25 protein-coding genes are annotated in these 23,601 nt (G+C 72.2%); 13 read left to right on the plus strand and 12 right to left on the minus strand.

The window, feature by feature from the left end; translation table 11 throughout:
- Positions 1–6: 6 nt before the first annotated feature.
- The 4 genes from pstA to NUV38_RS05030 all read right to left on the minus strand — a co-directional run bounded on the left by pstA (position 7) and on the right by NUV38_RS05030 (position 4,255).
- Positions 7–1,086, minus strand: a complete 1,080-nt coding sequence (gene pstA / locus NUV38_RS05015; protein ID WP_257728062.1) for a phosphate ABC transporter permease PstA — start codon at positions 1,084–1,086, stop codon at positions 7–9.
- Positions 1,086–2,036, minus strand: coding sequence for a phosphate ABC transporter permease subunit PstC (pstC, locus tag NUV38_RS05020; protein WP_257728063.1), 951 nt, complete (start codon positions 2,034–2,036; stop codon positions 1,086–1,088). The genes pstA and pstC overlap by 1 nt, the downstream gene beginning before the upstream one ends.
- Positions 2,037–2,118: 82 nt before the next feature.
- On the minus strand, positions 2,119–3,216 hold the full coding sequence (pstS, locus tag NUV38_RS05025; protein WP_257728064.1) for a phosphate ABC transporter substrate-binding protein PstS: 1,098 nt from the start codon (positions 3,214–3,216) through the stop codon (positions 2,119–2,121).
- Positions 3,217–3,343: 127 nt separating this feature from the next.
- Positions 3,344–4,255, minus strand: a complete 912-nt coding sequence (locus NUV38_RS05030) for an NUDIX hydrolase (RefSeq protein WP_257728065.1) — start codon at positions 4,253–4,255, stop codon at positions 3,344–3,346.
- A 74-nt stretch (positions 4,256–4,329) separates the two neighbouring features.
- Between NUV38_RS05030 and NUV38_RS05035 the strand changes: the two genes are divergently transcribed.
- A complete protein-coding gene (locus tag NUV38_RS05035; protein ID WP_257728066.1) occupies positions 4,330–5,376 on the plus strand; it encodes a hypothetical protein in 1,047 nt (348 codons plus the stop codon).
- Positions 5,377–5,396: 20 nt separating this feature from the next.
- Here NUV38_RS05035 and NUV38_RS05040 read toward each other — a convergent pair whose 3' ends face one another.
- Genes NUV38_RS05040 through NUV38_RS05050 form a run of 3 tightly spaced genes read right to left on the minus strand, consistent with a single transcriptional unit; the run spans position 5,397 to position 9,194 of the window.
- Positions 5,397–7,541, minus strand: coding sequence for an RNA degradosome polyphosphate kinase (locus tag NUV38_RS05040; RefSeq protein ID WP_257728067.1), 2,145 nt, complete (start codon positions 7,539–7,541; stop codon positions 5,397–5,399).
- Between the two features lie 55 nt (positions 7,542–7,596).
- Positions 7,597–8,907 (minus strand): HipA domain-containing protein, encoded by a 1,311-nt coding sequence (locus NUV38_RS05045; protein WP_257728068.1) that lies wholly within the window; start codon positions 8,905–8,907, stop codon positions 7,597–7,599.
- 2 nt (positions 8,908–8,909) lie between these two features.
- Positions 8,910–9,194, minus strand: a complete 285-nt coding sequence (locus tag NUV38_RS05050) for a helix-turn-helix transcriptional regulator (protein ID WP_257728069.1) — start codon at positions 9,192–9,194, stop codon at positions 8,910–8,912.
- A gap of 148 nt (positions 9,195–9,342) precedes the next feature.
- Here NUV38_RS05050 and NUV38_RS05055 point away from each other — a divergent pair, with 148 nt between their 5' ends.
- Positions 9,343–10,389 carry an alpha/beta hydrolase gene (locus NUV38_RS05055; RefSeq protein WP_257728070.1) on the plus strand — a complete coding sequence of 349 codons (1,047 nt, stop codon included), beginning with the start codon at positions 9,343–9,345 and terminating at the stop codon, positions 10,387–10,389.
- A gap of 12 nt (positions 10,390–10,401) precedes the next feature.
- On the opposite strand, the gene mshD is transcribed toward NUV38_RS05055, so the two are convergent.
- The 3 genes from mshD to NUV38_RS05070 form a co-directional block, all read right to left on the minus strand.
- Positions 10,402–11,202 carry a mycothiol synthase gene (gene mshD, locus NUV38_RS05060; RefSeq protein WP_257728071.1) on the minus strand — a complete coding sequence of 267 codons (801 nt, stop codon included), beginning with the start codon at positions 11,200–11,202 and terminating at the stop codon, positions 10,402–10,404.
- 62 nt (positions 11,203–11,264) lie between these two features.
- A complete protein-coding gene (locus NUV38_RS05065) occupies positions 11,265–12,710 on the minus strand; it encodes an acetyl-CoA carboxylase carboxyltransferase subunit alpha/beta (RefSeq protein ID WP_257728072.1) in 1,446 nt (481 codons plus the stop codon).
- 33 nt (positions 12,711–12,743) lie between these two features.
- On the minus strand, positions 12,744–13,484 hold the full coding sequence (locus NUV38_RS05070) for a response regulator transcription factor (protein ID WP_257728073.1): 741 nt from the start codon (positions 13,482–13,484) through the stop codon (positions 12,744–12,746).
- Between the two features lie 281 nt (positions 13,485–13,765).
- Here NUV38_RS05070 and NUV38_RS05075 point away from each other — a divergent pair, with 281 nt between their 5' ends.
- From NUV38_RS05075 to NUV38_RS05110, 8 genes are all read left to right on the plus strand, one after another.
- Complete coding sequence (locus NUV38_RS05075; RefSeq protein ID WP_257728074.1) at positions 13,766–14,011, plus strand: MoaD/ThiS family protein; 246 nt, start codon at positions 13,766–13,768, stop codon at positions 14,009–14,011.
- 40 nt (positions 14,012–14,051) lie between these two features.
- Positions 14,052–14,855 carry a hypothetical protein gene (locus tag NUV38_RS05080; protein WP_257728075.1) on the plus strand — a complete coding sequence of 268 codons (804 nt, stop codon included), beginning with the start codon at positions 14,052–14,054 and terminating at the stop codon, positions 14,853–14,855.
- Between the two features lie 33 nt (positions 14,856–14,888).
- On the plus strand, positions 14,889–15,350 hold the full coding sequence (locus tag NUV38_RS05085; RefSeq protein WP_257728076.1) for a thioredoxin family protein: 462 nt from the start codon (positions 14,889–14,891) through the stop codon (positions 15,348–15,350).
- A 297-nt stretch (positions 15,351–15,647) separates the two neighbouring features.
- Positions 15,648–16,091 (plus strand): DUF4395 domain-containing protein, encoded by a 444-nt coding sequence (locus tag NUV38_RS05090; RefSeq protein ID WP_257728077.1) that lies wholly within the window; start codon positions 15,648–15,650, stop codon positions 16,089–16,091.
- Positions 16,092–16,158: 67 nt separating this feature from the next.
- Positions 16,159–17,007: a sulfurtransferase gene (locus NUV38_RS05095; RefSeq protein ID WP_257728078.1), complete on the plus strand. Its 849-nt coding sequence runs from the start codon at positions 16,159–16,161 to the stop codon at positions 17,005–17,007.
- Between the two features lies 1 nt (position 17,008).
- Positions 17,009–17,326 carry a DUF1416 domain-containing protein gene (locus NUV38_RS05100; RefSeq protein ID WP_257728079.1) on the plus strand — a complete coding sequence of 106 codons (318 nt, stop codon included), beginning with the start codon at positions 17,009–17,011 and terminating at the stop codon, positions 17,324–17,326.
- Positions 17,327–17,485: 159 nt separating this feature from the next.
- Positions 17,486–18,016, plus strand: coding sequence for an LPXTG cell wall anchor domain-containing protein (locus NUV38_RS05105; protein ID WP_257728080.1), 531 nt, complete (start codon positions 17,486–17,488; stop codon positions 18,014–18,016).
- Positions 18,017–18,022: 6 nt separating this feature from the next.
- A complete protein-coding gene (locus NUV38_RS05110) occupies positions 18,023–19,804 on the plus strand; it encodes a DUF4012 domain-containing protein (RefSeq protein ID WP_257728081.1) in 1,782 nt (593 codons plus the stop codon).
- 7 nt (positions 19,805–19,811) lie between these two features.
- On the opposite strand, the gene NUV38_RS05115 is transcribed toward NUV38_RS05110, so the two are convergent.
- Together NUV38_RS05115 and dtd are read right to left on the minus strand one after the other, a co-directional pair.
- Positions 19,812–20,927 (minus strand): LCP family protein, encoded by a 1,116-nt coding sequence (locus NUV38_RS05115; protein ID WP_257728082.1) that lies wholly within the window; start codon positions 20,925–20,927, stop codon positions 19,812–19,814.
- Between the two features lie 117 nt (positions 20,928–21,044).
- The gene (gene dtd, locus NUV38_RS05120) at positions 21,045–21,485 is read right to left on the minus strand and encodes a D-aminoacyl-tRNA deacylase (RefSeq protein WP_257728083.1); all 441 of its coding nucleotides are present in this window, start codon (positions 21,483–21,485) and stop codon (positions 21,045–21,047) included.
- 36 nt (positions 21,486–21,521) lie between these two features.
- Here dtd and NUV38_RS05125 point away from each other — a divergent pair, with 36 nt between their 5' ends.
- Genes NUV38_RS05125 through NUV38_RS05135 form a run of 3 tightly spaced genes read left to right on the plus strand, consistent with a single transcriptional unit; the run spans position 21,522 to position 23,599 of the window.
- Positions 21,522–22,034: an FABP family protein gene (locus NUV38_RS05125; RefSeq protein ID WP_056553017.1), complete on the plus strand. Its 513-nt coding sequence runs from the start codon at positions 21,522–21,524 to the stop codon at positions 22,032–22,034.
- Positions 22,027–23,046: a folate-binding protein YgfZ gene (locus NUV38_RS05130; RefSeq protein WP_257728084.1), complete on the plus strand. Its 1,020-nt coding sequence runs from the start codon at positions 22,027–22,029 to the stop codon at positions 23,044–23,046. Before NUV38_RS05125 ends, NUV38_RS05130 begins: the two co-directional genes overlap by 8 nt.
- Positions 23,047–23,089: 43 nt before the next feature.
- A complete protein-coding gene (locus NUV38_RS05135) occupies positions 23,090–23,599 on the plus strand; it encodes a hypothetical protein (protein WP_257728085.1) in 510 nt (169 codons plus the stop codon).
- The last annotated feature ends 2 nt before the right edge of the window (positions 23,600–23,601 follow it).

Consider the following 23,601-nt stretch of genomic DNA (forward strand, 5'->3'; position numbering starts at 1 on the left):
CGGGGTTTACCTTTCGCCCTTCGGAGAGAAGAAGTGGGACACGAGCCGGGCGACGAGGTTCAGCAGCATCACGATGACGAGCAGCGCGAGCGCCGCGCCCCAGGCGCGGTCGATGCTGAACTCCGGGGGGACGCCCGGGTAGCGGATGGAGGAGTAGGCGAACACCGGCAGCGTAGCCATGCGTCCGTCGAAGAGGTTGAAGTTCGTGGAGTCGGTGGCGCCGGCGATGATGAGCAGCGGGGCCGTCTCGCCGATCACGCGCGCGATGGCGAGCGTGATGCCGGTGACGATGCCGGCGAGCGCGGTCGGCACCACGACCTTGGCGATGGTGCGCCACTTCGGCACGCCGAGGGCGAACGCGGCCTCGCGCAGCTCGTTCGGCACGAGCTTCAGCATCTCCTCGCTGGAGCGGACGACCACCGGGATCATCAGCACCGAGAGGGCCACCGCGCCACCGATGCCCATGCGCACGCCCTCGCCGAAGAAGATGACGAACAGGGCGTAGGCGAACAGGCCGGCGACGATCGAGGGGATGCCGGTCATGACGTCCACGAGGAAGCGGATCCAGGCCGAGATCTTCTTGCCCTCGCCGTACTCGACGACGTAGATCGCGGTGAACAGGCCGATCGGCACGCTGATGACGGTCGCGGCGCCCGTGATCAGCACCGTGCCCATGATGGCGTGGTAGATGCCGCCGCCCTCGCCGATCACGTTGCGCATCGAGGAGTTGAGGAACTCCCCGGACATGACCGGCAGACCGCGCGAGACGACGGTCCAGACGATGCTGACCAACGGGATCAGCGCGAGGCCGAACGCGGAGTAGACGAGCAGCGTGACGAGCCGGTCGGTCGCCTTGCGGCCGCCCTCGACGATCCGCGACCAGACCGGCAGGGCGAAGGTCACGAGCCAGCCGAGCAGGACGGCGCGCACGGGTCCGAGGCCGCTGAACGTTCCCAGCACGGCGAGGGTGGCGGCGATGCCGACGACGACGCGCGGCGCCCACAGGGGCAGCGTGTCGCCGCGCAGGGAGTCGAGCAGCTCGTCGGCGTCGCGGTCGCGCTGCGGGCGAGGATCGGTGGCGGTCATCAGTTGGCTCCTGAGAAGTCCTTGCGCCGGTCGACGACCGCGCGGGCGGCGAAGTTGACGGCGAAGGTGATGACGAACAGGACGAGCCCGGTGGCGATCAGCGAGTTGACGGTGAGCCCGCTGGCCTCGGGGAAGCTGAGGGCGATGTTGGCGGCGATCGTGCTCGGGTTCGTCGAGCTGATGAGGTTGGACGTGACCACGAGCGCGGGGGAGAGGACCATCGCGACGGCCATGGTCTCGCCGAGCGCGCGGCCGAGGCCGAGCATCGCGGCCGAGACGATGCCGGAGCGGGCGTAGGGGAAGACCGCCATGCGGACCATCTCCCAGCGGGTCGCGCCGAGCGCGAGCGCCGCCTCCTGGTGCAGGCGCGGCGTCTGCAGGAAGATCTCGCGGCAGATGGCCGTCATGATCGGCAGGATCATGATCGCGAGCACGATGCCGGCGGTGAGGATGGTGCGCCCGGTCGCCGAGGGCGGGCCGGCGAACAGCGGGATGAATCCGAGGTTCTCGAACAGCCAGCGGTAGAACGGCGTGATCTGCGGGGCCAGGAAGATGATGCCCCAGGCGCCGTAGACGACGCTCGGCACGGCGGCAAGCAGGTCGACGACGTAGCCGAAGGCCGCGCTCAGGCGGCGGGGGGCGAAGTGGGAGATGAACAGCGCCACGCCGATCGAGACGGGCACGGACAGGACCAGCGCGATGAGCGCGGCCAGGAGCGTGCCGAAGACCAGCGGTCCGACGTAGGAGGGGAACGACAGGCCGCTCTTGACCTCGTCGGGCGAGGCGGTGATGCCGGGGATGCCCTCGACGGTGAGGAAGATGGCGACGCCGGCCAGCGTCAGCAGGATGACGAGCGCGGCGCCGAAGGAGATCCCGAAGAACACGCGGTCGCCCGGGCGCGTCGGGGTGCGGCGTCCCTGGGCCGGCTCGGGGGCGAGCTTCGAGGTCACGAGGGTCCTTCCGGGAGGGGAGAGGGAGCGGGACCGGTCCCCGGCCCGCCCCGGGAGGGGCGCGACCGGGGACCGGAGCGGGTCAGCTCTTGGCGGAGATGGCGCCGACGGCCTCGGCGACCTTGCTGGAGAAGTCCGAGCTCAGCGGCGCGGAACCCGCCTGGTCGGCGGCCTCCTTCTGGCCCTGCTCGCTGCTGACGTACTCGAGCCAGCCCTTGACGAGGTCGGCCTTCGCGGCGTCGTCGTAGGACTCGCACGCCATCATGTAGGACACGAGGACGATCGGGTAGACGCCCGACTCGGTGGTCGTGCGGTCGATGTCGACCGCGATGTCGGTGGCGTCGCGACCCTCGACCTGCGTGGCGGTGTCGAGCACCTTGGCGGCGGCCTCGGGGGTCACCTCGACGAACTCGTCGCCGACCTTGACCTTGGCCTTGCCGAGGTCACCGGCCTGGGACTCGTCGGCGTAGCCGATGGTGCCCTGGCCGTTGCTGACGGCCTCGATGACGCCGGACGTGCCCTGGGCGGCCTCGCCACCCTTGATCGGCCAGGTCTCGACCTCGCCACCGCTCCAGGCCCCGTCGGAGGCGGCCTCGAGGTACGCGGTGAAGTTCTTCGTGGTGCCCGAGTCGTCGGAGCGGTGCACCGGCGTGATCCTGCTGTCGGGCAGGTCGGCGTCCGGGTTGTCCTCGGCGATGGCCGCGTCGTTCCACGTCGTGATCTTGCCCTCGAAGATGCCGCCGATCGTGGCGGGCGAGAGCTGCAGGTCGTCGACGCCGTCGAGGTTGTAGACGACGGCGATGGGGCTGACGTACGTGGGGACCTCCACGACGTTGCTGCCGCACTGCTCCTTGGCCTGGGCGAGCTCGTCGTCGTCGAGGTAGGCGTCGGAGCCGGCGAAGTCGACGCCGCCGGCGATGAACTGCTCACGGCCCGCGCCGGAACCGGCGGGGTCGTAGTTGACGGTGACGTCGGGGTTCGCGGACTGGAAGCCGGCCTGCCAGGCGCCGACAGCGGCCTCCTGGGCGCTCGAGCCGGCACCGTTGAGCGTGCCGGAGAGGTCGGAGTCGCTCGAGCCGGAGCTGCCACCCTCGTTGGAGGCGCCACAGGCGGAGAGTCCGAGAGCGAGGGTGAGAGCGAGTGCCGCGGGGGCGGCTGCACGCAGCGTGGTGCGGTTCACGGGGGGTGTCCCTTCGATGATCACATGCTTCTGTCGTCGTGGACGCTAGGGAAGCCAGGTGTATCGGGACCCGTAGGACGGTGAACGGCCGGTGAACGATGGGCGAAGGAAGCGGACTCGCCGCTGGTCAGCGGCGTGACGCAGGTCTCCCCAGCGGCTCGGAGGTGAGCACCTTCCCGCGGCGGTGGTGCAGCACGACCCCCTCGCCGGGGGCGAGGTCGGGGGCCTCGACCCCCAGCGCCTCGAACACCCACGGCAGCGTCGGGCGGTGCCCACAGATCACCGCAGGGGGCTTGGCGTCGAGGACGGCGTCGACGCAGCGGCGCACGTCGGAGCGGCGGGTGTCCTCGGTGAGCCGGTCGTCGAGCTTGAGGAACGCACCGATGGACCGGGCGAAGGGCTCCACGGTGGCCGCGCAGCGCTCGGCCGGGCTGGTGATGACGCGCCGCACCCCGTACGCCTGCAGGATCGGCACGAGCGCCTCGGCGCGGCGCTCGCCGACGAGCGTCAGCGGACGGAGCGCGTCCTCGCCGGACCAGCCCTCGCGCGCCTTCGCCTTGCCGTGGCGGACCACGACGAGGGTGCGGGTGCGGTGGGCCTTGTCGTCCCGGAGATCCAGGAACGCCTCGAGCAGGTCGTGGTCGTGGTCGTAGCTGAGCAGCTTGCGGGCGTGTCCCGGCCGCACCCAGCGCACCTCGTCGACCTCGCGGTTCGGCACGAAGGGCGTCTCGGTGCGGCCGACCACCCGGGCGGCCCAGTAGCTGACCCGCTTGGGCCCGCCGGCCACGCGGTACTGCGTGTCGGGCAGCGGGTGGCCGAGCCTGATCCGCTGCCCGGTCTCCTCGGCGACCTCGCGGACCGCAGTCGTCGCGAGGTCCTCGTCGGGGTCGGGCTTGCCCTTCGGGAACGTCCAGTCGTCGTAGCGCGGACGGTGCACGAGGAGGAGCTCGACGGGCCGACGACTCGTGTCGTCCGGACGAGGGGTGGCGCGTCTCCAGGTGACGGCGCCGGCGGCGGTCAGCGGACGTTCACGTGACATGCCTCGTATTGTTCACGTCCAAGGTGTCCAGACGGTGACGAACCGACCTGGTGAGACGACGAGGAGGTGGTCCGGTGGTGCGCAGGAGCCCGTCGGCCGTGGTGCTCGTCGTCGTCCCGCTCGTGGTGCTCGCGCTCGCCGCCGGGGTCGCGTGGGCCGTCACCGGCCCGGGTCAGCAGGTCATCGGGCGGGCCGACGTCCGCGGGCCGCTGGCGTCGGCGCTGGCGGTCGCCCCGGCCGACACGACGGTGCTGGGCTTCACCGACTGGGACCGCATCGGCGACTCCGGGGTCACCGATCCGGCCACGCGCGACCTGGCCACGCGATCGGCGCTCTCCGACATCGGCGAGGCCGTGCCCCAGGCGCTCGGCTGGTCGACCGACGACGTCCGTTGGGAGGCGTTCGTGCAGGACCTCGGTGCCGGGGTCCTGGTGGTCGCACCCGGTGACGCGTTGTCCTGGAACGAGGTAGAGGCAGGCTTCCGGGAGGCCGGGTTCGACCGGGACGGTGACGGCTGGAGCGCCACGCCCCAGGTCCTGGGCGAGACCGGTCTCGGTGACCAGTTCACCGCCGTGCGGATCGTGCGCTCGGCCGGCGTGCTGGTGGCGGCCACCGCGCCCGACGCTGCCGACCAGGTCGTGCGAGCGGCCACGGGCCGGGACCCGTCGCTCGCAGCGGTGCGCCAGGCGGCCGACACCGCCCAGGCCCTGGCCGGCGCCGACACGGTGCTGCTGCAGGCGGGCTCGTTGGGGTGCGACGCCGCCGCGGTGCCCGACACCGACCGCGCCGCGGCCGACGCCGCCGAGGCGCGGGAGGGCCGTCTGCAGCCCTACTCGTTCGCGGGGCGGTCCCTCGTCGACCGAGGTGGCGTCGGTGCCAGCGCGCAGACCGCGACCTTCGCGATGACCTTCGACGAGGTCGCGACCGCCCGGGAGCAGGCGCCGATCCGCGAGCGGCTCGCGACCGGTCCCTTCATCGGGCGCACCGGTCAGGTGGAGGACGAGCTGCGCGACCCGTCCGTCACGGTGGACCAGGCCACGGTGGCGCTGTCGTTCGACCGGTCCGCCGACGGCACCGTGCTCATGCTCGGCACGGGCGCCCTGCTGTTCGCCGCCTGCTGAGCGGGCTCGGACGGGCGGGCTCAGGAGGTCGCGCGGCTGCGGCGACGCTTGGCGCGGGCGATCAGCTCGGTCTGCACGTCGTGCTCCGTCGCGTGCCGGGTCCACGTGCCGTCGGCGCCGAGGTGCCAGGAGCTCGTGGCGTCGTCGGCCATCCTGGCGAGCAGGTCACCGAGCGTCTGCACGTGCTCGGCACTGGGCACCCGCACCAGCACCTCGACACGTCGATCGAGGTTGCGGTGCATGAGGTCGGCCGACCCGATCCAGGCCTCTGGGCTCCCGCCCCCGGCGAACCAGTAGACCCGGCTGTGCTCCAGGTAGCGCCCGAGCACGCTGCGCACCTCGATGTTGTCGCTCAACCCCGGCACGCCCGGTCGGAGCGTGCAGATGCCGCGCACGACCAGCCGCACGGGGACGCCGGCGCGCGACGCCTCGTACAGACCGTCGATGACGCCCTCGTCGACGAGGGAGTTCACCTTGAACGAGATCCCGGCGGGCCGTCCGGCCCGGTGGTGCTCGATCTCGCGACCGATGTGCTCCAGCAGGCCCTCGCGCAGGCCCGACGGGGCCACCATGAGGCTGCGGTACTCGCTCTGGTGGGCGAAGCCCGAGAGGGCGTTGAACAGCTCGAGCAGGTCGTTGGTGATGTCGGGGTCGCTCGTCAGCAGCCCGAGGTCCTCGTAGAGGCGGGCGGTCTTGGGGTTGTAGTTGCCCGTGCCGAGGTGGGCGTAACGGCGCAGGCCGTCGGGCTCGTCGCGCACCACGAGGGCCAGCTTGCAGTGCGTCTTCAGCCCCACCAGGCCGTAGACGACGTGGCAGCCCGCGCGCTCCAGCTTGCGGGCCCAGCGGATGTTGGCCTGCTCGTCGAAGCGGGCCTTGATCTCCACGAGCACGAGCACCTGCTTGCCGGCGCGGGCGGCGTCGACGAGCGAGTCGATGATGGGGGAGTCGCCCGACGTGCGGTAGAGCGTCTGCTTGATGGCGAGCACGTGCGGATCGGCAGCGGCCTGCTCGATGAAGCGCTGCACGCTCGTCGCGAACGAGTCGTACGGGTGGTGCACGAGCACGTCGCGACGACGCAGCGTGCCGAAGAGGTCGGCGGGGCTCGCGGTCTCGACCTCCGCCAGGTGCTCGTGGGTGCCCGGGACGAACGGGTCGAACTTCAGCTCGGGACGGTCGAGGTCGGCGATCTCGCCGAGGCTGCGCAGGTCGAGCGGACCCTGCAGGCGGAACACCTCGTCCTGCCTGATGCCCAGCTCGGAGACGAGCAGGTCGAGCACCTCGGCGTCGATCGTCTCCTCGACCTCGAGCCGCACGGGCGGGCCGAAACGACGCCGCAGCAGCTCCTTCTCGAGCGCCTTGAGCAGGTTCTCGGCGTCGTCCTCCTCGACCTCCAGGTCCTCGTTGCGGGTCACGCGGAACGCGTGGTGGGCCACGATCTCCATGCCGGGGAACAGCAGGTCCAGGTGGGCGGCGATGACGTCCTCGAGGGGGACGTGGCGACCGTCGCTCGTCGGCATCCAGCGGTCGATGATCGGCGGGACCTTGACGCGCGCGAAGTGCTGCTTGCCGGTCTCGGGGTTGCGCAGCACCAGGGCGAGGTTCAGCGAGAGGCCGGAGATGTAGGGGAAGGGGTGCGCCGGGTCGACCGCGAGCGGCGTGAGCACCGGGAAGACACGGTCGCGGTAGGTGGCGCTCACGTCGGCGCGCTCGCTCGGCGTCAGGTCGTCCCAGCGGACGAGCGCGATGCCCGCCTCGGCGAGCGCCGGCACGACGTCGGACGCGAAGGCGCGCGCCTGCTCGATCATGAGGCCGTGGCTGGCCTCGAGGCTGCTGGCGAGCACGTCCTTGGGGTGGAAGCCGCTGGCCGAGGGCACGGCCACGCCGGCGGCGATGCGGCGCTTGAGTCCGGCGATGCGCACCATGAAGAACTCGTCGAGGTTGCTGGCGAAGATCGACAGGAAGCGCACGCGCTCGAGCAGGGGCAGCGAGGCGTCGTCGGCGAGCTCGAGCACCCGGGCGTTGAACGCGATCCACGACAGCTCCCGGTCGAGGAAGCGGTCCGCGGGCAGCTCGCCGTCGGCGGGGTCGAACGGCGGGTCGACGTCGAACTCGTCGGGCGATGCGGGTGTCTCGACCGCGGGGAGGTCCAGATCGGTGGTGTCCACACGTCGAGTGTCGCAAGCCCAGGTGAACAGTGCTTGAACGACGACATGTGTCTAGTCAGTGCAGCAGTCCGTCGCGCCAGCGACCGGCGACGTGCGACTCGATGCGGGCGGCGAGATCACTGACGAACCTCGCATGGTCGTCGTCGGCGAGATCGGCGGCGACCTGCTCGAACGCTGCCGGTGAGCGCTCGGCGAGGTCGCGGAAGCGCTCGACGCCCTCGTCCGCGCCCAGCGCGAGCGTGCGGGCGCACTGGGCGATGTCACGCGCTCCGATGGAGGGCAGGTCGTAGGTGGACCCGATCCTCAGAGCACTGCGAGGGAGCTCGGTGCGCAGACCGTCGGAGGCGATGCGGCCCGTGAGGTACGGCAGGTACGACGCGACGTCGTACAGCGGCGCCAGCCGCGACGCCGATCCCACGTGCAGGATCGAGAAGTTCTTCGCGTGGGCGTCGGTGGCTCCGATGATCACGTTGAAGCACAGGTAGTCGAAGAACGTGCGGCGCGCGTCCTCCCGGCGCTGAGAACCGCGGATCTGCTGGAGCACGGTCCCGAGCCGAGCGACGCTGGGTCCCCCGTCGCTCTGGTACTTCGAGGTCGGTGCGAGACCGAGCGCCTGGCAGAGGTCCTCCTGGTGGACGCGGAGCCAGGCGCGGGTGCGAGTATCGCGAAACCGGTCGTAGCGGACCGAGACGACGGCGCGCTCCTCCTGGTGGGTGAGGAGGTCGGTGGTGGCAGCGGCGAGTCCCAGTGACCTGGCCGCCCTCTGGCACGCGTACTCGTTGACGTCGTGCAGGTCGTACCCGCCGATGGAGGCCTTCAGGATGTGGGTGGTCGGTGTGGAGTCACGGGGGATCCCCCACCGATCCCCGTCCCGGTGCAACGCGATCTTGTTCTGGGCTCCCGCCAGGCTCCAGCGACCGTGCTGGATCTCTCGGCCCCAGTCGTCTCGGCCGGTCCGCAGGCCGTGGAGCAGGGTCGCCACGTCGTCGTCGGTCAGCCACTCGACGTCACCGGTCCTCGCCGCTGCGTCGTCGGCGGCTTCGTCGTGCGGGACGACCTGGACGGCGCCAGCCGCGTCGCGCCCGACGTGACGGAGCAGGGCCAACGGGTTGCGGGCCGAGACCTGGTGCTCACGGGCCCACTGCTCGCGAACGCCGGCGTTGTCCGGGAGGAGGCCGTCGAACCAGTTCTTCACGTGGCTGGGCTTCTGCCGGATGGCTCCGAGTCCGATGGCGAGCGACAGCGGAGTGGGATCCCCGCCGGATCGGTACGCGTCGGTGTAGGCGAAGTCGACGCGGCCGTTGCCGTCCTGGCGCAGGTGCCCGGCGAGGAGACCGTCGAGGTAGACGTCGAGAAGCTCGGGCACGGTCATTCCTCCTGTGTCAGGTTCTCGAAGACCTGGTCCAGGAGAGCGTCAGAGCTCCCGTCCGCGGCGGGCGAGCCCCCGTCATCGGTCGTGCCGAGGGTGATGCCCAGCGCCTCCACGACGGCCAGGGCCTTCCCGAGCTCGACGCGGGGGTGGCCCTGCTCGATACGGATGAGGGAGTCGCGGGAGATCGCTGCGCGGCGCGCCACGGCGACCTGTGTCTCGCCGCGCTCGAGGCGTCCGTTCCGCACGAGTGTGCCGAGATCTGCGGGAGTGATGATGATCATGGGCGACCTTAGATGTTGGAGTACTCCGACACGGTCAAATGTAGCAGTACGCCGACTTCAAAGGAAGTAGCAGTACGCCGACATGTGGTCAGGGCGGGGTTCCTCGATGCGATCAGGACGTCGGCGGGAACTGCGCTATGTTGCGCGCATGGTGTCGACGACGAAGCTGCTGGCGCTGGTGCAGGCCAAGGGCGCCCAGGGCCTCTTCTCCCTCCCCACGCCGGTGATCAGGCGGCTCGCCGGTCGGCCCCGCACCGTCGACGGGCGCACGCTCGACCCCGAGATGCAGCTCCTCCTGCGGATCATGGGCCTGCAGGGGCCCGCCGTGGAGACCCTGTCGATCACCCGCGGCCGTCGCATGTACACCGAGGCCTTCCAGATGCTCGGGGGCGCCCAGCCGATCGGCGCGGTCACCGACCGCACCATCGACGGCCCCGGCGGACCGCTGGCCCTGCGCTTCTACACGCCCCGAGGACTCAGCGGCCGGTCGCCGGCGCTCGTGTACCTGCACGGCGGCGGATGGGTCTACGGCGACCTCGACGCCTACGACGCCGTCTGCCGGTTCCTGGCCGAGGAGGCGCAGGTGCGGGTCGTCTCCGTCGACTACCGCCTCGCACCGGAGGCGCAGTTCCCGGCCGGGTTCGAGGACGCGTGGGCGGCATGGCGCTGGGTCACCGAGCACGCCACCGGCCTCGGGATCGAGCCGTCCGCCATCGCCGTGGGTGGCGACAGCGCCGGCGGCAACCTCTCGGCCCTCGTCGCGCAGCACGCCGCCCGCACCGACGACGTGGTCGCCCCGGCCTTCCAGCTGCTGATCTACCCGGCCACCGACTTCGTGGAGGAGCTCCCCAGCCGGACGGCGCTCGGCGAGGGGTACCTGCTCACGAAGGCCTTCATGGACCTGTGCTCCGACAGCTACCTCGCCGGCGACGAGGACCGCGCCGACGCGCGTCTGTCCCCGCTGCGCCAGGACGCCACCGGAGCGGCGCCCGCGTACGTCGTGACGGCGGGCTTCGACCCGCTGCGCGACGAGGGCACCGCCTACGTGGAGCACCTGCGGGCGGCCGGCGTGACGGTGGAGCACGTGGAGGAGCGCGGGCTCATCCACGGCTTCGCGAACATGGTGGGCATCGGGCGTTCCGCGCCGCGGGCCATGCGTCGGGCCGCCGCCGCGCTGCAGCGCGGTCTCAGCTGACGTCGGCGCGGCTCACGCGAGGGCGTAGAGCGTGTCGCGCGCGTGCTCGACGAACCCGAGCCGACGGTAGACGGTGAGGGCGGCGGCGTTGTCGCCCTCGACGTACAGGTCGACCGTCCGCAGACCACGTTCGTGCAGGTGGCGCAGGCCGTGCGCGGTGAGGGCGGTGCCGAGCCCGCGACCGTGCGCGGTCGGGTCGACCCCCACGACGTAGACCTCACCGATGTCCCCCTCGACCTTGGTCCAGTGGAAGCCGACGATCTTGCCCTGCTCGTCCTCCGCGACGAACAGGCCCGCGGGGTCGAACCACGGCTCGGCGGCGCGCCGCTCGAAGTCGGCGCGGTCCATCGCACCCTGCTCGGGGTGGTGGGCGAACGCGCGCCCGTTCACCGCGACGACCGCGTCGGTGTCCTCCGGGCGGAAGGTCCGCAGCGTGAGGCCCTCCACCGCCTGCTCCTGCGGGGCGTGCTCGCCGAGCTCGAGACGCAGGACCAGCAGCGTGCGCTCGGGCGTGAACCCGGCCGCCGCGGCCAGTGCCTGCGCCGCGGGCAGGTCACCGTGCGCCCAGAGCCGACGTTCCCCGAGGTCGACCAGCTCGTCGAGGAGCGCCCGGCCGACGCCCTGGCGGCGGTGGTCGGGGTGCACGACCAGCTCGGCGGGGGCGTCGGAGAAGGCGACTGCGGCCGCCACCGCGTCGCGCTCCAGGAGCACGCGCGGCTCGTCGTCCTCGCGCAGCGCGATGCGGGTCGCCTCGTTGAGCGGCTCCACGCCGTCGACGGCGGTGGCGGCACGGGCGAGGTCGGACAGGCTCATGCCTCCATGATGACGTGCGGTGCGGGACCCGGCGGCGCGCCGGGTCCCGTGCGCGTCGGGGGTCAGCCGTGGTGCAGGTCGGCGAGCCGGCGCAGCTGGTGGCCCACCTCGGCCGCCACCGCGCTCGCGAGCGCCTCCGGGGTGTCGCCGACCGGCTCCGGCACCACGTGGTGCACGGTGCCGAGCTCGTGCAGGTCGAGCGCCGAGACCCGCTGCTGCTCGGCCATCTCGGGCGCGTGGTCGACGTCGCCGTGCACGATCGCGCTCGCACCCTCGGGCGGCAGGGGCGACAACCACGCGTTCTCGGTGGCCACCACGACGTCGGCCGGCAGCAGCGCGAGCGCGCCGCCACCGCAGCCCTGGCCCAGCAGCACCGACACCGACGGGACGGTGAGGGTCGACATCGAGGCGATGCAGCGGGCGATCTCGCCGGCGATCGCCCCTTCCTCGGCCTCGGGGGAGAGCTCGGCGCCCGGCGTGTCGATGACGGACACGAGCGGCAGGCCCAGCTCCTGGGCCAGCCGCATGCCGCGCCGCGCCTCGCGCAGTGCCGCCGGCCCCATGGGGTTGGCGGGTGTCTGGGTGGTGCGGTCCTGGCCGACCACGACGCACGGGACCCCGTCCAGGCGCGCCAGGGACACGAGCATCGCGCTGTCGCGCTCGCCCTCGTCCGTGCCCTGCAGCCGGACGGTGGCGTCGCTGCCGTGCCGGAGCAGGTGGCGCACCCCGGCGCGTCCCTCGCCGCGGGTGAGCTCGATGGACTCCCACGTGCTCAGGCGACGTCCGGCGCCGGGCTCACGACCCGGGCGGCGGTCCCGCGTGGACTCCGTCGGCGCGTCCACCAGGATGCCGAGAGCGCGGTCGACGACCATCGGCAGCTCGTCGTGCAGCACCACCTCGTCGATGATGCCCCGCTCGGCGAGGTTCTCGCTGACCTGGACGCCGGCCGGGAACGGCCGACCCTCCAGCAGCTCGTAGACCTTCGGCCCGAGGAACCCGACCAGGGCGCCGGACTCGGCCACCGTGACGTGCCCGAGGGAGCCCCACGAGGCGAACACGCCGCCGGTGGTGGGGTGCCGCAGGTGCACCAGGTAGGGCAGACCCGCCGCGCGGTGGTCCATGATCGCGCGGGAGATGTCGACCATGTGCACGAACGCGGGCGTGCCCTCCTGCATGCGGGTCCCGCCCGAGGCCGTGGAGGCGAGCAGGGGCAGGCCCTCGGCCGTGGCCCGGCGGACGGCACTCGTGATGCGCTGCGCGGCGGCCCGGCCGATCGACCCGGCGAGGAAGCCGAACTCGTTCAGCACGAAGGCCACGGGCCGTCCCTTGACGAGACCACGCCCGGTGATCACGGACTCGTCGGTCCCGGCCCGTGCTGCGGCCTTCTCGACCGCGGCGCGGTACTCGGGGGAGTAGTCCGAGACGTCGATCGGCTCGTCCCAGGACTCGTGCGACCCGGGGTCGAGGACGAGCTCGACCAGGTCGCGGGCGCCGATGCGCTCGGTCATCGAGCTACCCCCTCGACGCGTGCGGAGGACGCATCAGGCGCGTGCGCCCGGTCCCGGCACCCTGGTGGCCGCCGACGCCGGTCGCTCGTCGGTCTCCGGCGTCGTGGCGACGAAGCGGTAGCCGACGTTGCGCACGGTGCCGATGAGCGTCTCGTGCTCGGTGCCCAGCTTGGCGCGGAGTCGACGCACGTGGACGTCGACCGTGCGCGTGCCGCCGAAGTAGTCGTAGCCCCACACCTCCTGCAGCAGCTGCTGGCGGGTGAACACCCGCCCGGGGTGCTGGGCGAGGAACTTGAGCAGCTCGAACTCCTTGAAGGTGAGGTCGAGCGTGCGGTTCTCGAGCTTGGCGGTGTAGGTGGCCTCGTCGACGACCAGGCCGCTGGAGGCGATGAGGTGGGAGTCGTCGTCGCCGTCCTGGCCGGCTGCCACGCGCCCCATGGCGAGCCGGAGGCGCGCCTCCAGCTCGGCGGGCCCCGCCGTGGTGAGGATGACGTCGTCCATGCCCCAGTCCGAGGCCGCGACCGCGAGGCCGCCCTCGGTGAGGATCAGCACGAGCGGGCACTCGATGCCGGTCGTGCGGATGACCCGGGTGAGGCTGCGCACCTGGGCGAGGTCGTGGCGACCGTCGACGAGGACCGCGTCGGAGGGTGGCGCGTCGATGAGGGCGCTCGCCTCGGCGGGCAGGATCTTGACGTGGTGGGGCAGCAGCGCGAGCGCGGGCAGCACCTCCACCGAGGACTGGGTGCTCTTGGTCAGGAGCAAGAGGTGCGACACGAGGTCCCTCCGTCGTTCCGCCGCGGGCGCGGTGCCCGCCGCTCGCAAGTGGTACCGGTCCGGAGCGTCACCCCGAGGGGACCGCCTGCGTCACTGCTTCTGTGCTGTTGCTGGTGCTGCGTGCGTGCTGGTGGTGCTGGTTATGACAAGAGGCCAGGTGGTGTCACCGTGGCCTCGTCGCATGGTCGAGAATAGTGCATGTGTCGGACGAATCACCAGAAGGTGTCGCGGAAGAGAACGACGTCACACCCACCGCGACGAGCGGCCGTGACGGTGTCACGGTGCGCTACTGGGCCGCCGCGCGCGCCGCTGCGGGCGTCGAGACGGAGACCGTCGTCGGCGCCACGTTGGCCGAGGTCGAGGCCGCCGTCGTGCGACGACGGCCGGGGGACCGGCGCTTCGCCGACGTCCTGGGCATCTGCTCCGTGCTCGTCGGGGAGGTTCCGGTCGGGGGTCGCGACCACGCCGACGTGGTGCTCGAGCCGGGGTCGCTGGTCGAGTTCCTGCCCCCCTTCGCCGGTGGCTGAACCGGCCGCGGGGCGCCGTCCGGTTTGGCATCATGCACAGATGCCCCGCCTCGTGTCGTCGCTGCTGTCGACCGCGCTCGCGGGGCTGCTCGCTCTCGCCGTGACCACGGGTGAGCTGTGGCTGGTCGCCGTCGGGGTGCTGCTCGTCCAGGTCCTGGTGGCCGCGGCCCCGGCCTCGGCCGGGTTGGAGGGAGTCCGTTCGGGCTCGTTCGTGCCGGTCGCGGCCGGCAGCCTGGTGGCCACCGGGCTGGCCCTCGACCCGAGCCTGCTCGCCGGCACCTCCGGCACGAAGGCGGCCCGTGACGCGCTCCTGTCGTCCGGCGTCCTCGCGGGCGTCCTCGCCGGGGTGGCGGTCGTGGTCGCCCTCGCGTGGCTCACCCAGATGCTGCGCCGTGACGGTCGTGGGAACCTGGTGCGCGCCACGGCCGAGACCGTGACCCTCGGTGTCCTGGCCACCCTCGCGGCGGGCTGGGTGGCCGCGGCGCGGGCGTCCTTGGCGACCGACGTGGTCCTCATGGCCGGTGTCGGGCTGTCGGTCGCCGTGCTCGTCTGGGCCGTGCAGGGCGACCGCGTCGTGCTCGCGTCGGTGGCGGTCCTGGCCGGGGCAGCTGCGGGGGCGGCCGTCCCCCTGGTCGTCGACGGGCCCGGCACGTGGGTGCTCGGCACGGCCGTCGGTGCGGGCGCGGCGCTGTGCGCGCTGCTGGGCCAGGTGGTCGGCCGTGCCTGGACCGCCGGAGGGACGACGTCGGGGCCCGAGCTGTGGGTGTTCCCGGCGGCGCTGTCGGTGGCCCTGGCGGGTCCGGTGGCTCACCTGGGCGCCCAGCTCGCCGTCCTCGTGGTCTGATCCGGACGTGGGCCGTCCACGTAGCCTGGGGTGGTGACCGGTGCCCTCGTCCTCGTCGCCGCCCTCGTGGCCACGGCCCTGCTCGCCCTCGTGATGCAGCGGCGCAACGGCCGGTTCACCAGCCGTCCCGCGGCCGCCACGGAGCGCACGGACGACCCGGTCGAGCCCGGAGGGTCGGGCGTCCCCGCCGACGCCCCACGCGTCACGGCCGACGAGATCGGAGCGGCGCTGGGCGACCGGCTCACGCTGGTCCAGTTCTCCAGCGCCTTCTGCAGCCCGTGCCGTGCCACCCGGGCCTTGCTCACCGACGTCGTGTCGACCCGGGCCGACGTCGCGCACGTGGAGGTCGACGCGGAGTCGCACCTCGAGCTGGTCCGACGCCTGAACATCCTGCGCACGCCCACCGTGCTCGTCGTCGACGCCGACGGCGTGGTGCTGAGCCGTGCGTCGGGTCTTCCGCGTCGGGACCAGGTGCTGGCGGTCCTCGACGCCTGAGCCGCCTCGCCACCGGCGAGCGGGGGTCCGGCGACAGAGTCGTCCATCATGCGAGACGGCTGTCCGTCATACGAGACAGAATGCGGGGTCGCAGCCGCCAGCGGCCTACGCTGGTCCCATGACCGGCTCGACGAACCTGACGCGGCGCCTTGCGGTGGACCACTGCCGCACGCGCTCCGCGCTCTGTCGTCCTCGCTGATCGACCGCGCGAGCCACGCCCCGCGGTCACGAGCCGACCTGTCCCGGCCGACGTCGACCCCTGCGGTCGCGCGCGCCACCCTCCTCCAGGAGTTCCTCATGTCACGTCCCACGCACGTGGATCCGCGCGGCCAGCGCTTCGCGGCGGTGATCACGTCGGTCGTGCTGGCGCTGGCCCTGGTCCTGCCGACCTCGGCCGCCGTCGTCCTGCTCGTCGCGCAGGGCATCGTGTTCGCGATCGGCGCGAGCGGTCACCTGCACCGTTCGCCGTACGCGATCGCCTTCGCGCGGCTCGTCCGACCGCGCATCGGCCCGCCGGCCGAGCCCGAGGACGCCCGCCCTCCGCGGTTCGCGCAGACGGTCGGCCTCGCGTTCGTGGCCGTCGCCCTCGTGGGCTTCGTCTCCGGGGCGGACGCCGTGGGCTACGCGGCCACGGCCCTCGCCCTCGTGGCCGCGCTCCTCAACGCTGCCGTCGGCTTCTGCCTCGGCTGCGAGCTCTACCTGCTCGCGCGCCGCGCCACCGCGTCGCGCCAGCCCGCCTGACCGCCACCCACCCCGACCACTCAGCCCCATCCCCACGCCCAGTGGGTCAACACACGGAGGTATCACCATGAGCCGCGACACCGCGCTCGTCACCGCAGACTGGGTCGAGGAGCACCTCGACGACCCCAAGGTCGTCCTCATCGAGGTCGACGAGGACGCCGAGGCCTACGACAAGGGCCACATCCCCGGCGCCATCAAGCTGGACTGGAAGAAGGACCTCCAGGACGGCGTGCGCCACGACTTCATCTCCAAGGAGAAGCTCGAGGAGCTGCTCTCGAGGAAGGGTGTCGCCAACGACGACACCGTCGTGTTCTACGGCGGCAACAACAACTGGTTCGCCGCGTACGCCTACTGGTACCTGACCTACTACGGCCACGAGAACCTCCGTCTGCTCGACGGTGGCCGCAAGAAGTGGGAGCTCGACAGCCGTGAGCTGAGCGCCGACGTCCCGGACCGTCCGGCCACGACGTACACCGCCCAGGAGCCGAACGAGGCCGTGCGTGCGTACCGCGACGAGGTCATCGACGCGATCGGCACGAAGAACCTCATCGACGTCCGCAGCCCCGACGAGTACGCCGGGCGCCTGCTCGCGCCGGCGCACCTGCCGCAGGAGGCCGCGCAGATCGCCGGTCACATCCCCACGGCCGGCAACGTCCCGTGGAGCAAGGCCGCCAACGACGACGGCACCTTCAAGAAGGACGAGGAGCTCAAGGAGCTCTACGCCCAGGTCGGCCTCGACGAGGGCAAGGACACCATCGCCTACTGCCGCATCGGTGAGCGCAGCTCGCACACGTGGTTCGTGCTCAACGAGATCCTCGGCTACCCGAACGTCAAGAACTACGACGGCTCGTGGAGCGAGTACGGCTCGCTGCGGGGCGTCCCCGTGGCCATCGGCGACGAGCGCGGGGAGGCCTGACATGTGCGGAGCGATCAAGGGCGGACCCAGCCTCGAGGGTGTCGACGTCGCGAACCAGGCCGTCATCCAGGGCGTCGTCGTCCGCGGTGACGAGCCGGTCGGGAACGCCTACGTGCGTCTGCTCGACCGCACCGGCGAGTTCACCGCCGAGGTCCCGACCTCGGCCACCGGCCAGTTCCGCTTCTTCGCGGGCCCGGGCGAGTGGACGCTGCGCACGCTCGCGCCGCGCTCGGAGGCCGTCGACCTCGCGGTGGCGGCCGCGGTGGGCGTGGTCGCCGACGTGGTCGTCGACATCGACCGGGTGCCCGTGCACGCCTGAGCCACGCGTCACGGCACGACCCGAGAGACCCCGGACCCGTCGGTCCGGGGTTTCTCGCGTCCTCGGCGTGACCTTCGGGCACCGAGCGTCGTTCTTGAGTCGAGCACGCTGCTCCACGGGGCTGCGTGCGCGTGGGTTCCGTCACCGCCTGGGAGTGTCATGAAGAAGATTGCTGCGGCCCTGGTCGCCTCCGCGCTGGCCGCGTTCGCCCTCGTCGGCCCGATCTCCCCGGCGTCGGCGGTCGACCTGCCGGTCCCCACGGAGTCGCCGTACCCGCCCACGGTCTGCGACCTCCAGCTGTCGAAGACGCGCGTCGCGCCAGGTGAGACGTTCACCGCGACGGTCACGTCCGACCAGCCCACGATCATCACGGCCAGCTACGAGGACCAGTCCTTCAGCGAGGACGACACGATGAAGCTCGTCGCGACCTTCACGGCACCGAACGTCACCAGCACCCGCACCACCCAGGTCGTCGCGACGTGCGGCGAGCTCGGCGCCGTGAGCGCCGACGTGCTCGTCGCCGTCGGTGGCGACGACGGCGACGCCGCGGCCGATGCGGATGCCGACGCCGGCGACGCCGCCGGCATCCTGCCCGGCACCGGTGGCACCGACTTCTGGCTGCTGGTGCTCGGCGCGCTGCTCGTGCTCGCAGGCATCGGCGCCGTGGTCCAACGCCGCCGCAGCAGCTGACCCGTCGTGGCGTCGCCACGCTTCCTGCCCGAGCGGTACGACCGAGCAGGGTGGGTCCGGCTGGGTCTGGCCCTGACGGGAGCGGTGCTCACGGTCTGCGTCGTGGTCCTGGCCTGGCAGGGGGTGCGCGCAGCGATCCTGCTGTCGCGGGCGAGTGACCAGTCCCAGCTGCTCCTGGCCCAGGTGGCGCAGGGGGACGCGGACGGTGCGCGGCAGACGTCGGCGGTCCTGACCGACGCCGCAGGTCGGGCGCACGCCTCGACCGACGGTCCGCTGTGGGCCGTGTTCTCCCACGTCCCGATCGTCGGTGACGACGTCGACGCCGTGCGCGTGGTCGCGCGCGAGGTGGACCGGGTCGCCGTGGAGGCGGTGCCCACCATCGTCGACGTCACCGCCCAGGTGGGGCTCGACGCGTTCTCGCCGCGCGACGGCCGGGTCGACATCGCGAACCTCGAGGCCGTGGCACCGCGCCTGGCCGGCCCGCGCGAGGCCCTCGAGCGCGCTGCACGTGACGTCGGCGAGATCGAGCCGCAGAAGGTCGTGGGCCGGCTGCAGGCGCCGGTCCGCCGCCTGCAGGGCTCCCTGACCGGCGCTGCGTCGGCGGCCCGCATCGCGGACACCGCAGCCACGCTGCTGCCGGACATGCTGGGCGGGAGCGAGCGCCGCCGCTACCTGCTGCTCATCCAGAACAACGCCGAGATCCGCTCCCTCGGCGGCATCCCGGGATCGTTCGCCGTCATCGAGGCCGATCGCGGGAAGGTCCGCATGCGCGCGCAGGGCTCGGCCATCGACGTGCCACCGAACGGCAGGCCGCGCCTCACCGTGCCGGACGACCAGCTCGGTGCCGTGCCGGTGACCGCGGCGACGGACCTGCGCAACACCACGTCCGTGCCGGACTTCCCCGAGGCGGCGGCCTTCGCGAGCTCCCTCGTGGCCGAGGAGCTCGACACGCGCTTCGACGGCGTGGTGTCCGTCGACCCGGTGACGCTGGGCTACCTCCTGCAGGGCCTCGGGCCGGTGACGCTCGAGGACGGCACCCGGCTCACGGCCGAGAACGCCGTCGACGAGCTGCTCAACGGCGTCTACCGGCGCTACGCCACCGACCTGCTCGGGCAGGACGCGGTGTTCGAGGACGCCGCCCGCCGCATCTTCGACGCGTTCGTGGACGGGCAGGGCGCCACGCAGCCCGTGCTCGAGGCCCTCGTGCAGGCCAGCGTCGACAACCGGGTCCTCGTGTGGTCGGCCGACGAGTCCGAGCAGCGCCGCATCCGGTCCACGGGCGTCGCCGGTGCGCTCGCGCAGACGCGGGACCGGGCCCACGTGGGCGTGTACGTGGACGACAGCTTGGGATCGAAGCTGCAGTACTACCTCGACACGTCGTCCACGCTGCGCTCCGTGCGGTGCGTGGACGAGCGGGCGCAGGTGCTCAGCCTGCGCACCACGCTCACCTCCACGGTGCCCGACACCGCGCTCCCGATCTCCATCACCGGGCTCGAGCTCCCGGGACTGCGGCCGGGGGACCAGCGGCTCTCCGTGCGCGTCGTGGCACCGGCCGGCGGCGTGCTCGAGCGGGTGCGGTTGGGCGACACCGAGCGGACGCCGTCGGGCGGTCGGATCGGCGACCGTCGGGTGACCGTCGTCCCCGTGACCCTGCGACCCGGGGAGTCGGTCGACCTGGAGGTCCAGCTGCGCACCGGCGAGGGGCAGACGAGCGACGCGGTGCTCACGACCACGCCCGGCATCGAGGCCGGCGCGAACGACGTCCGGGTCCGCTCGGCCTGCGGCTGAGCCTGCGTCAGCCGATCTGGTCCTCGTCGGCGAGCTGGTCGTCGGGATACTTCTCCAGGTACTCGTCCATCCGGTCCTCGCGGAGCGCGGTGAACAGCTCGGTGTTCTTGGCCTCGTCGAGCCGGACGATGCTGCCGACGACCGGGATGGTCTCGGTGGTGGCCACCGGTGCCGTGAGGAACGTGACGTCGTCGGACCCGGTGCCGCGCAGCGAGAGCGCGAGCGCACGCATGTCGCCCGGGTCCCAGCCGGCGTCGACGGTGAGGTTCTTGGTGACCGCGGTCAGCGTGCGGGTCAGCTTGATGGGGTTGCTCATGGTGTCGCGCGCGAGCATCTTCTTCATGAGCGACCGTAGGAAGTTCTGCTGGCGGGCGATGCGGTCGAAGTCGCCGCGGAGCAGGCCGTAGCGCGTGCGCACGTAGGCGAGGGCCTTCTTGCCCTCGAGAGTCTGCTCACCGGCCTCCCACTGGACCTTCTGCTTGGGGTCGTAGAACGCCCGAGGGATGTAGACGGGCACGCCGCCGACGGCCTTGGAGAGGCTCTTGAAGCCGTCCCAGTCGATGATCGCGAGGTGCCGCATGCGCAGGTCGGTGAGGTTCTCGACGGTGGAGATCGCGCCGTTCGGGCCGTACTCGGCGAAGGCGTCGTTGATCTTCTGCGTGGACTGCTTGGCGCCGGTCTCGTCGTAGATGTCGGTGTAGGTGTCACGCGGGATCGAGACGAGGTAGACCTTCTTCCGGTCCGACGTGATGTGCGCGATCATCAACGTGTCGCTGCGGTACTTACCGGCCGGCCACGACCCGGAGGCAGCGTCCTCGGCCAGCGTCGTGTCCTCGGCGCCCTCGACCTTCTTGCCCTTGTCGGAGCCCAGCAGCAGGATGTTGAGCGCCTTGCCCTTGTCGGGATCGGGGCGGTCGGCTTCCTTCAGCTTGGTCTCGACCCGTCCGACGTTGCCCAGCTGGGCGTTGAGGTAGTAGGCGTACGCGGTGCCCGTGCCGAGGACGAGGACGAGGGCGCCCACGACACCCACGACCAGCTTGCGGTGCCGGCGGTGGAAGGGGATGCCGCCGGCGCGACGCTTGCCCTTGAGTTCGCGGCGCGCGCGCTTCTCGCGACGCGACATGGCACTCCCGTTCGATGTTCTGGTGAGGTCAGGACGACGGCGCCGGGGCATGTTCGCCGACGCCGATTCGAGAATCCTACGTCCTTCACCTGAAAGGACGGTCAGAATGCGCCGGCGCTACAGCTCGAGCAGGACGGTGAACGGGCCGTCGTTGACCGAGCGGACCTGCATGTCGGCACCGAAGACGCCGGTGGGGACCGTCGTGCCCAGGGCCCGCAGCGCGGCACAGAACTCGGCGTACAGCGGCTCGGCCACGGCGCCCGGTGCGGCTGCCGTCCACGTGGGACGCCGTCCCTTCCGGGCGTCGCCGTAGAGCGTGAACTGGCTGACGACGAGGACCGAGCCGCCGGTGTCGGCGACCGAGACCTCCTCGTGCAGGATGCGCAGGCCGTGCACCTTCCGCGCGAGCGCGTCGGCCTTCTGCACGGTGTCGTCGTGGGTGATGCCGAGCAGCACGAGCAGGTGGTCGGCGCCGGCGTCGGGGCCGCCCACGGAGCCGACGACCTCGCCGTCGACGACGACCGAGGCCTCGCTCACCCGCTGGACGACCGCACGCACGTCGGCAGGTTAGCGCGCGTCGATACGATGGACCCCATGGCCTTCGAGATCCCCGCCGACCTCCACCCCGACGTCGCGCCCCTGGCCTGGTTGCTCGGTACCTGGCACGGCAACGGGCGCGGTGACTACCCGACCATCGAGCCCTACTCCTTCGAGCAGGACGTCGTGCTCGCCCACGACACCCGGCCGTTCCTGCACTACTTCAGCCGGTCGTGGGTCACCGACGAGTCCGGCGAGCGGATCGGCCCCGGTGACCTCGAGACCGGCTTCCTCAGGCCCGCTGGTCTCGTGGAGGGCGGCAAGGGCATCAACGTCGAGCTGGTCCTCGCGCACCCCACCGGGTACGCCGAGGTCTGGTACGGCGTCGCCGAGGGCCCCCGCATCACGCTCGCGACCGACATCGTCGCCCGCACCCAGTCGGCCGCGGAGTACACCGCCGGCCAGCGCATGTACGGCCTGGTCGACGGCTCGCTGATGTACGCGATCGACAAGGCGGCCGAGGGCCAGACCATGCAGTCCCACCTCTGGGGGAAGCTCGCCCGTGTCTGAGCCGCAGCCCGAGCCCGCCGCAGCGGACGACCTCGCACCGGCGCGGCGCCGCAGCCCGCTGCTCGACCTCGAGGGTGCCGTCGAGGCCGACCGTCCCGACCACGGCGTCGCGGCCCACTACGGCGAGCTCACCGTCGAGCAACGTCGGCTCGAGAAGGGGGACGGCTTCGTCGACCTCTCGCACCGGGACGTGCTGACCGTCACCGGCCCCGACCGGCTCACCTGGCTGCACTCGCTCACGACCCAGCACCTCGAGCGGCTCGAGCCCGGGCAGCCCACCGAGGGACTCGTGCTCACCCCGCAGGGCCGCATCGAGCACGCGTTCGAGGGCGTCGACGACGGCACCACCTTCTGGGCGCACACCGAGCCCGGCGCCGGCGCGGCACTCGTCACCTTCCTGGACCGCATGCGGTTCATGACGCGGGTCGAGGTCGCCGACGTCACCGCGACCCACGCCGTCGTGGGCCTGCACGCCGCCCAGCAGGACGGCGGTGGCGCACGATGGGCCATCGAGCCGCGCGACACGGTGGCCTCGTGGCCCCATCGGTACGGGCGCCCAGCGGGCACGTGGGCCTGGGAGGCCCTGCGCATCGCGTCGGGCACGCCGCGCTTCGGCGTCGACACCGACGACCGCACGATCCCCAACGAGGTCGGGCTGCTCGAGCGGGCCGTCCACCTCGACAAGGGCTGCTACCGCGGCCAGGAGACCGTCGCCCGCGTGCACAACCTGGGTCGGCCGCCGCGGCGGCTCGTCCTGCTGCATCTCGACGGCTCGCCCGACCGGCTGCCCGTACCCGGCAGCGCCGTCGAGCGCTCCGACGAGCCGGGCAAGGCCGTGGGGGTGCTCGGGTCGCGCGCCCTGCACCACGAGCTCGGTCCGATCGGTCTGGCTCTCGTCAAGCGCTCGGTCCCGGTCGACGCCGCGCTGGTCGTCGACGGCGTGGCCGCCGGACAGGAACCCGTGGTCGACCCCGAGGTGGGTCTGCACGTCCGACCCCGGTCGGGCCCCTGAGGTGGGCGCCCGTCCCGAGCGCAGCCGGTGGAGCATCCTCGCCGTGTGCACGGCGAACGTGTGTCGCTCGCCCCTCATGGAGCTGCTCCTGAAGGAACGGCTCGACACGTCCACCTTCGAGGTCGCCAGCGCCGGGGTGATGGGCTGGCGCGACGCCCCGGTCGACAGCATGGTGCGCCTCGAGCTCGCCCGGCTCGGGATCGACGGCTCCGACTTCCGTTCGCAGCCGCTGCAGGTGCACCACGTCCGGGGCGCCGACCTCGTGCTGACCGCCACCAAGGAGCACCGGTCCGCGGTGCTCGAGCTCGATCCCGGTGCGCTGCGCAAGACCTTCACGCTGCTCGAGTTCGCCGCGCTCGTCGAGGGGCACGAGGCGACGCGCCTGCCCGACCTCGTCGCCGACGCAGCACGCCGCCGCAGCACCGGCCCGGCGCGCGCCGACGTGCCGGACCCCTTCCGGCGCTCACCGGCGGTGCACCGCAGCACCGCCGACCTGATCGACGACGCGACGGCGTCGATCGCGCGCACGCTGTCGCTGCTTCAGCCGACCTGACG

Source organism: Aeromicrobium sp. 50.2.37 (assembly GCF_024655735.1).
Classification (GTDB): domain Bacteria; phylum Actinomycetota; class Actinomycetes; order Propionibacteriales; family Nocardioidaceae; genus Aeromicrobium.

What these genes read in the sequence shown, in the direction of transcription:
- NUV38_RS05125 (WP_056553017.1), top strand. Translation starts at nt 21,522, where the DNA reads ATGGCCTTCGAGATCCCCGCCGACCTCCACCCCGACGTCGCGCCCCTG.
- NUV38_RS05100 (WP_257728079.1), top strand. Translation starts at nt 17,009, where the DNA reads ATGTGCGGAGCGATCAAGGGCGGACCCAGCCTCGAGGGTGTCGACGTC.
- NUV38_RS05090 (WP_257728077.1), top strand. Translation starts at nt 15,648, where the DNA reads ATGTCACGTCCCACGCACGTGGATCCGCGCGGCCAGCGCTTCGCGGCG.
- NUV38_RS05030 (WP_257728065.1), bottom strand. Translation starts at nt 4,255, where the DNA reads ATGTCACGTGAACGTCCGCTGACCGCCGCCGGCGCCGTCACCTGGAGA.
- NUV38_RS05050 (WP_257728069.1), bottom strand. Translation starts at nt 9,194, where the DNA reads ATGATCATCATCACTCCCGCAGATCTCGGCACACTCGTGCGGAACGGA.
- NUV38_RS05055 (WP_257728070.1), top strand. Translation starts at nt 9,343, where the DNA reads ATGGTGTCGACGACGAAGCTGCTGGCGCTGGTGCAGGCCAAGGGCGCC.
- NUV38_RS05065 (WP_257728072.1), bottom strand. Translation starts at nt 12,710, where the DNA reads ATGACCGAGCGCATCGGCGCCCGCGACCTGGTCGAGCTCGTCCTCGAC.
- pstA (WP_257728062.1), bottom strand. Translation starts at nt 1,086, where the DNA reads ATGACCGCCACCGATCCTCGCCCGCAGCGCGACCGCGACGCCGACGAG.
- mshD (WP_257728071.1), bottom strand. Translation starts at nt 11,202, where the DNA reads ATGAGCCTGTCCGACCTCGCCCGTGCCGCCACCGCCGTCGACGGCGTG.
- NUV38_RS05095 (WP_257728078.1), top strand. Translation starts at nt 16,159, where the DNA reads ATGAGCCGCGACACCGCGCTCGTCACCGCAGACTGGGTCGAGGAGCAC.
- NUV38_RS05080 (WP_257728075.1), top strand. Translation starts at nt 14,052, where the DNA reads ATGCCCCGCCTCGTGTCGTCGCTGCTGTCGACCGCGCTCGCGGGGCTG.
- NUV38_RS05105 (WP_257728080.1), top strand. Translation starts at nt 17,486, where the DNA reads ATGAAGAAGATTGCTGCGGCCCTGGTCGCCTCCGCGCTGGCCGCGTTC.
- NUV38_RS05115 (WP_257728082.1), bottom strand. Translation starts at nt 20,927, where the DNA reads ATGTCGCGTCGCGAGAAGCGCGCGCGCCGCGAACTCAAGGGCAAGCGT.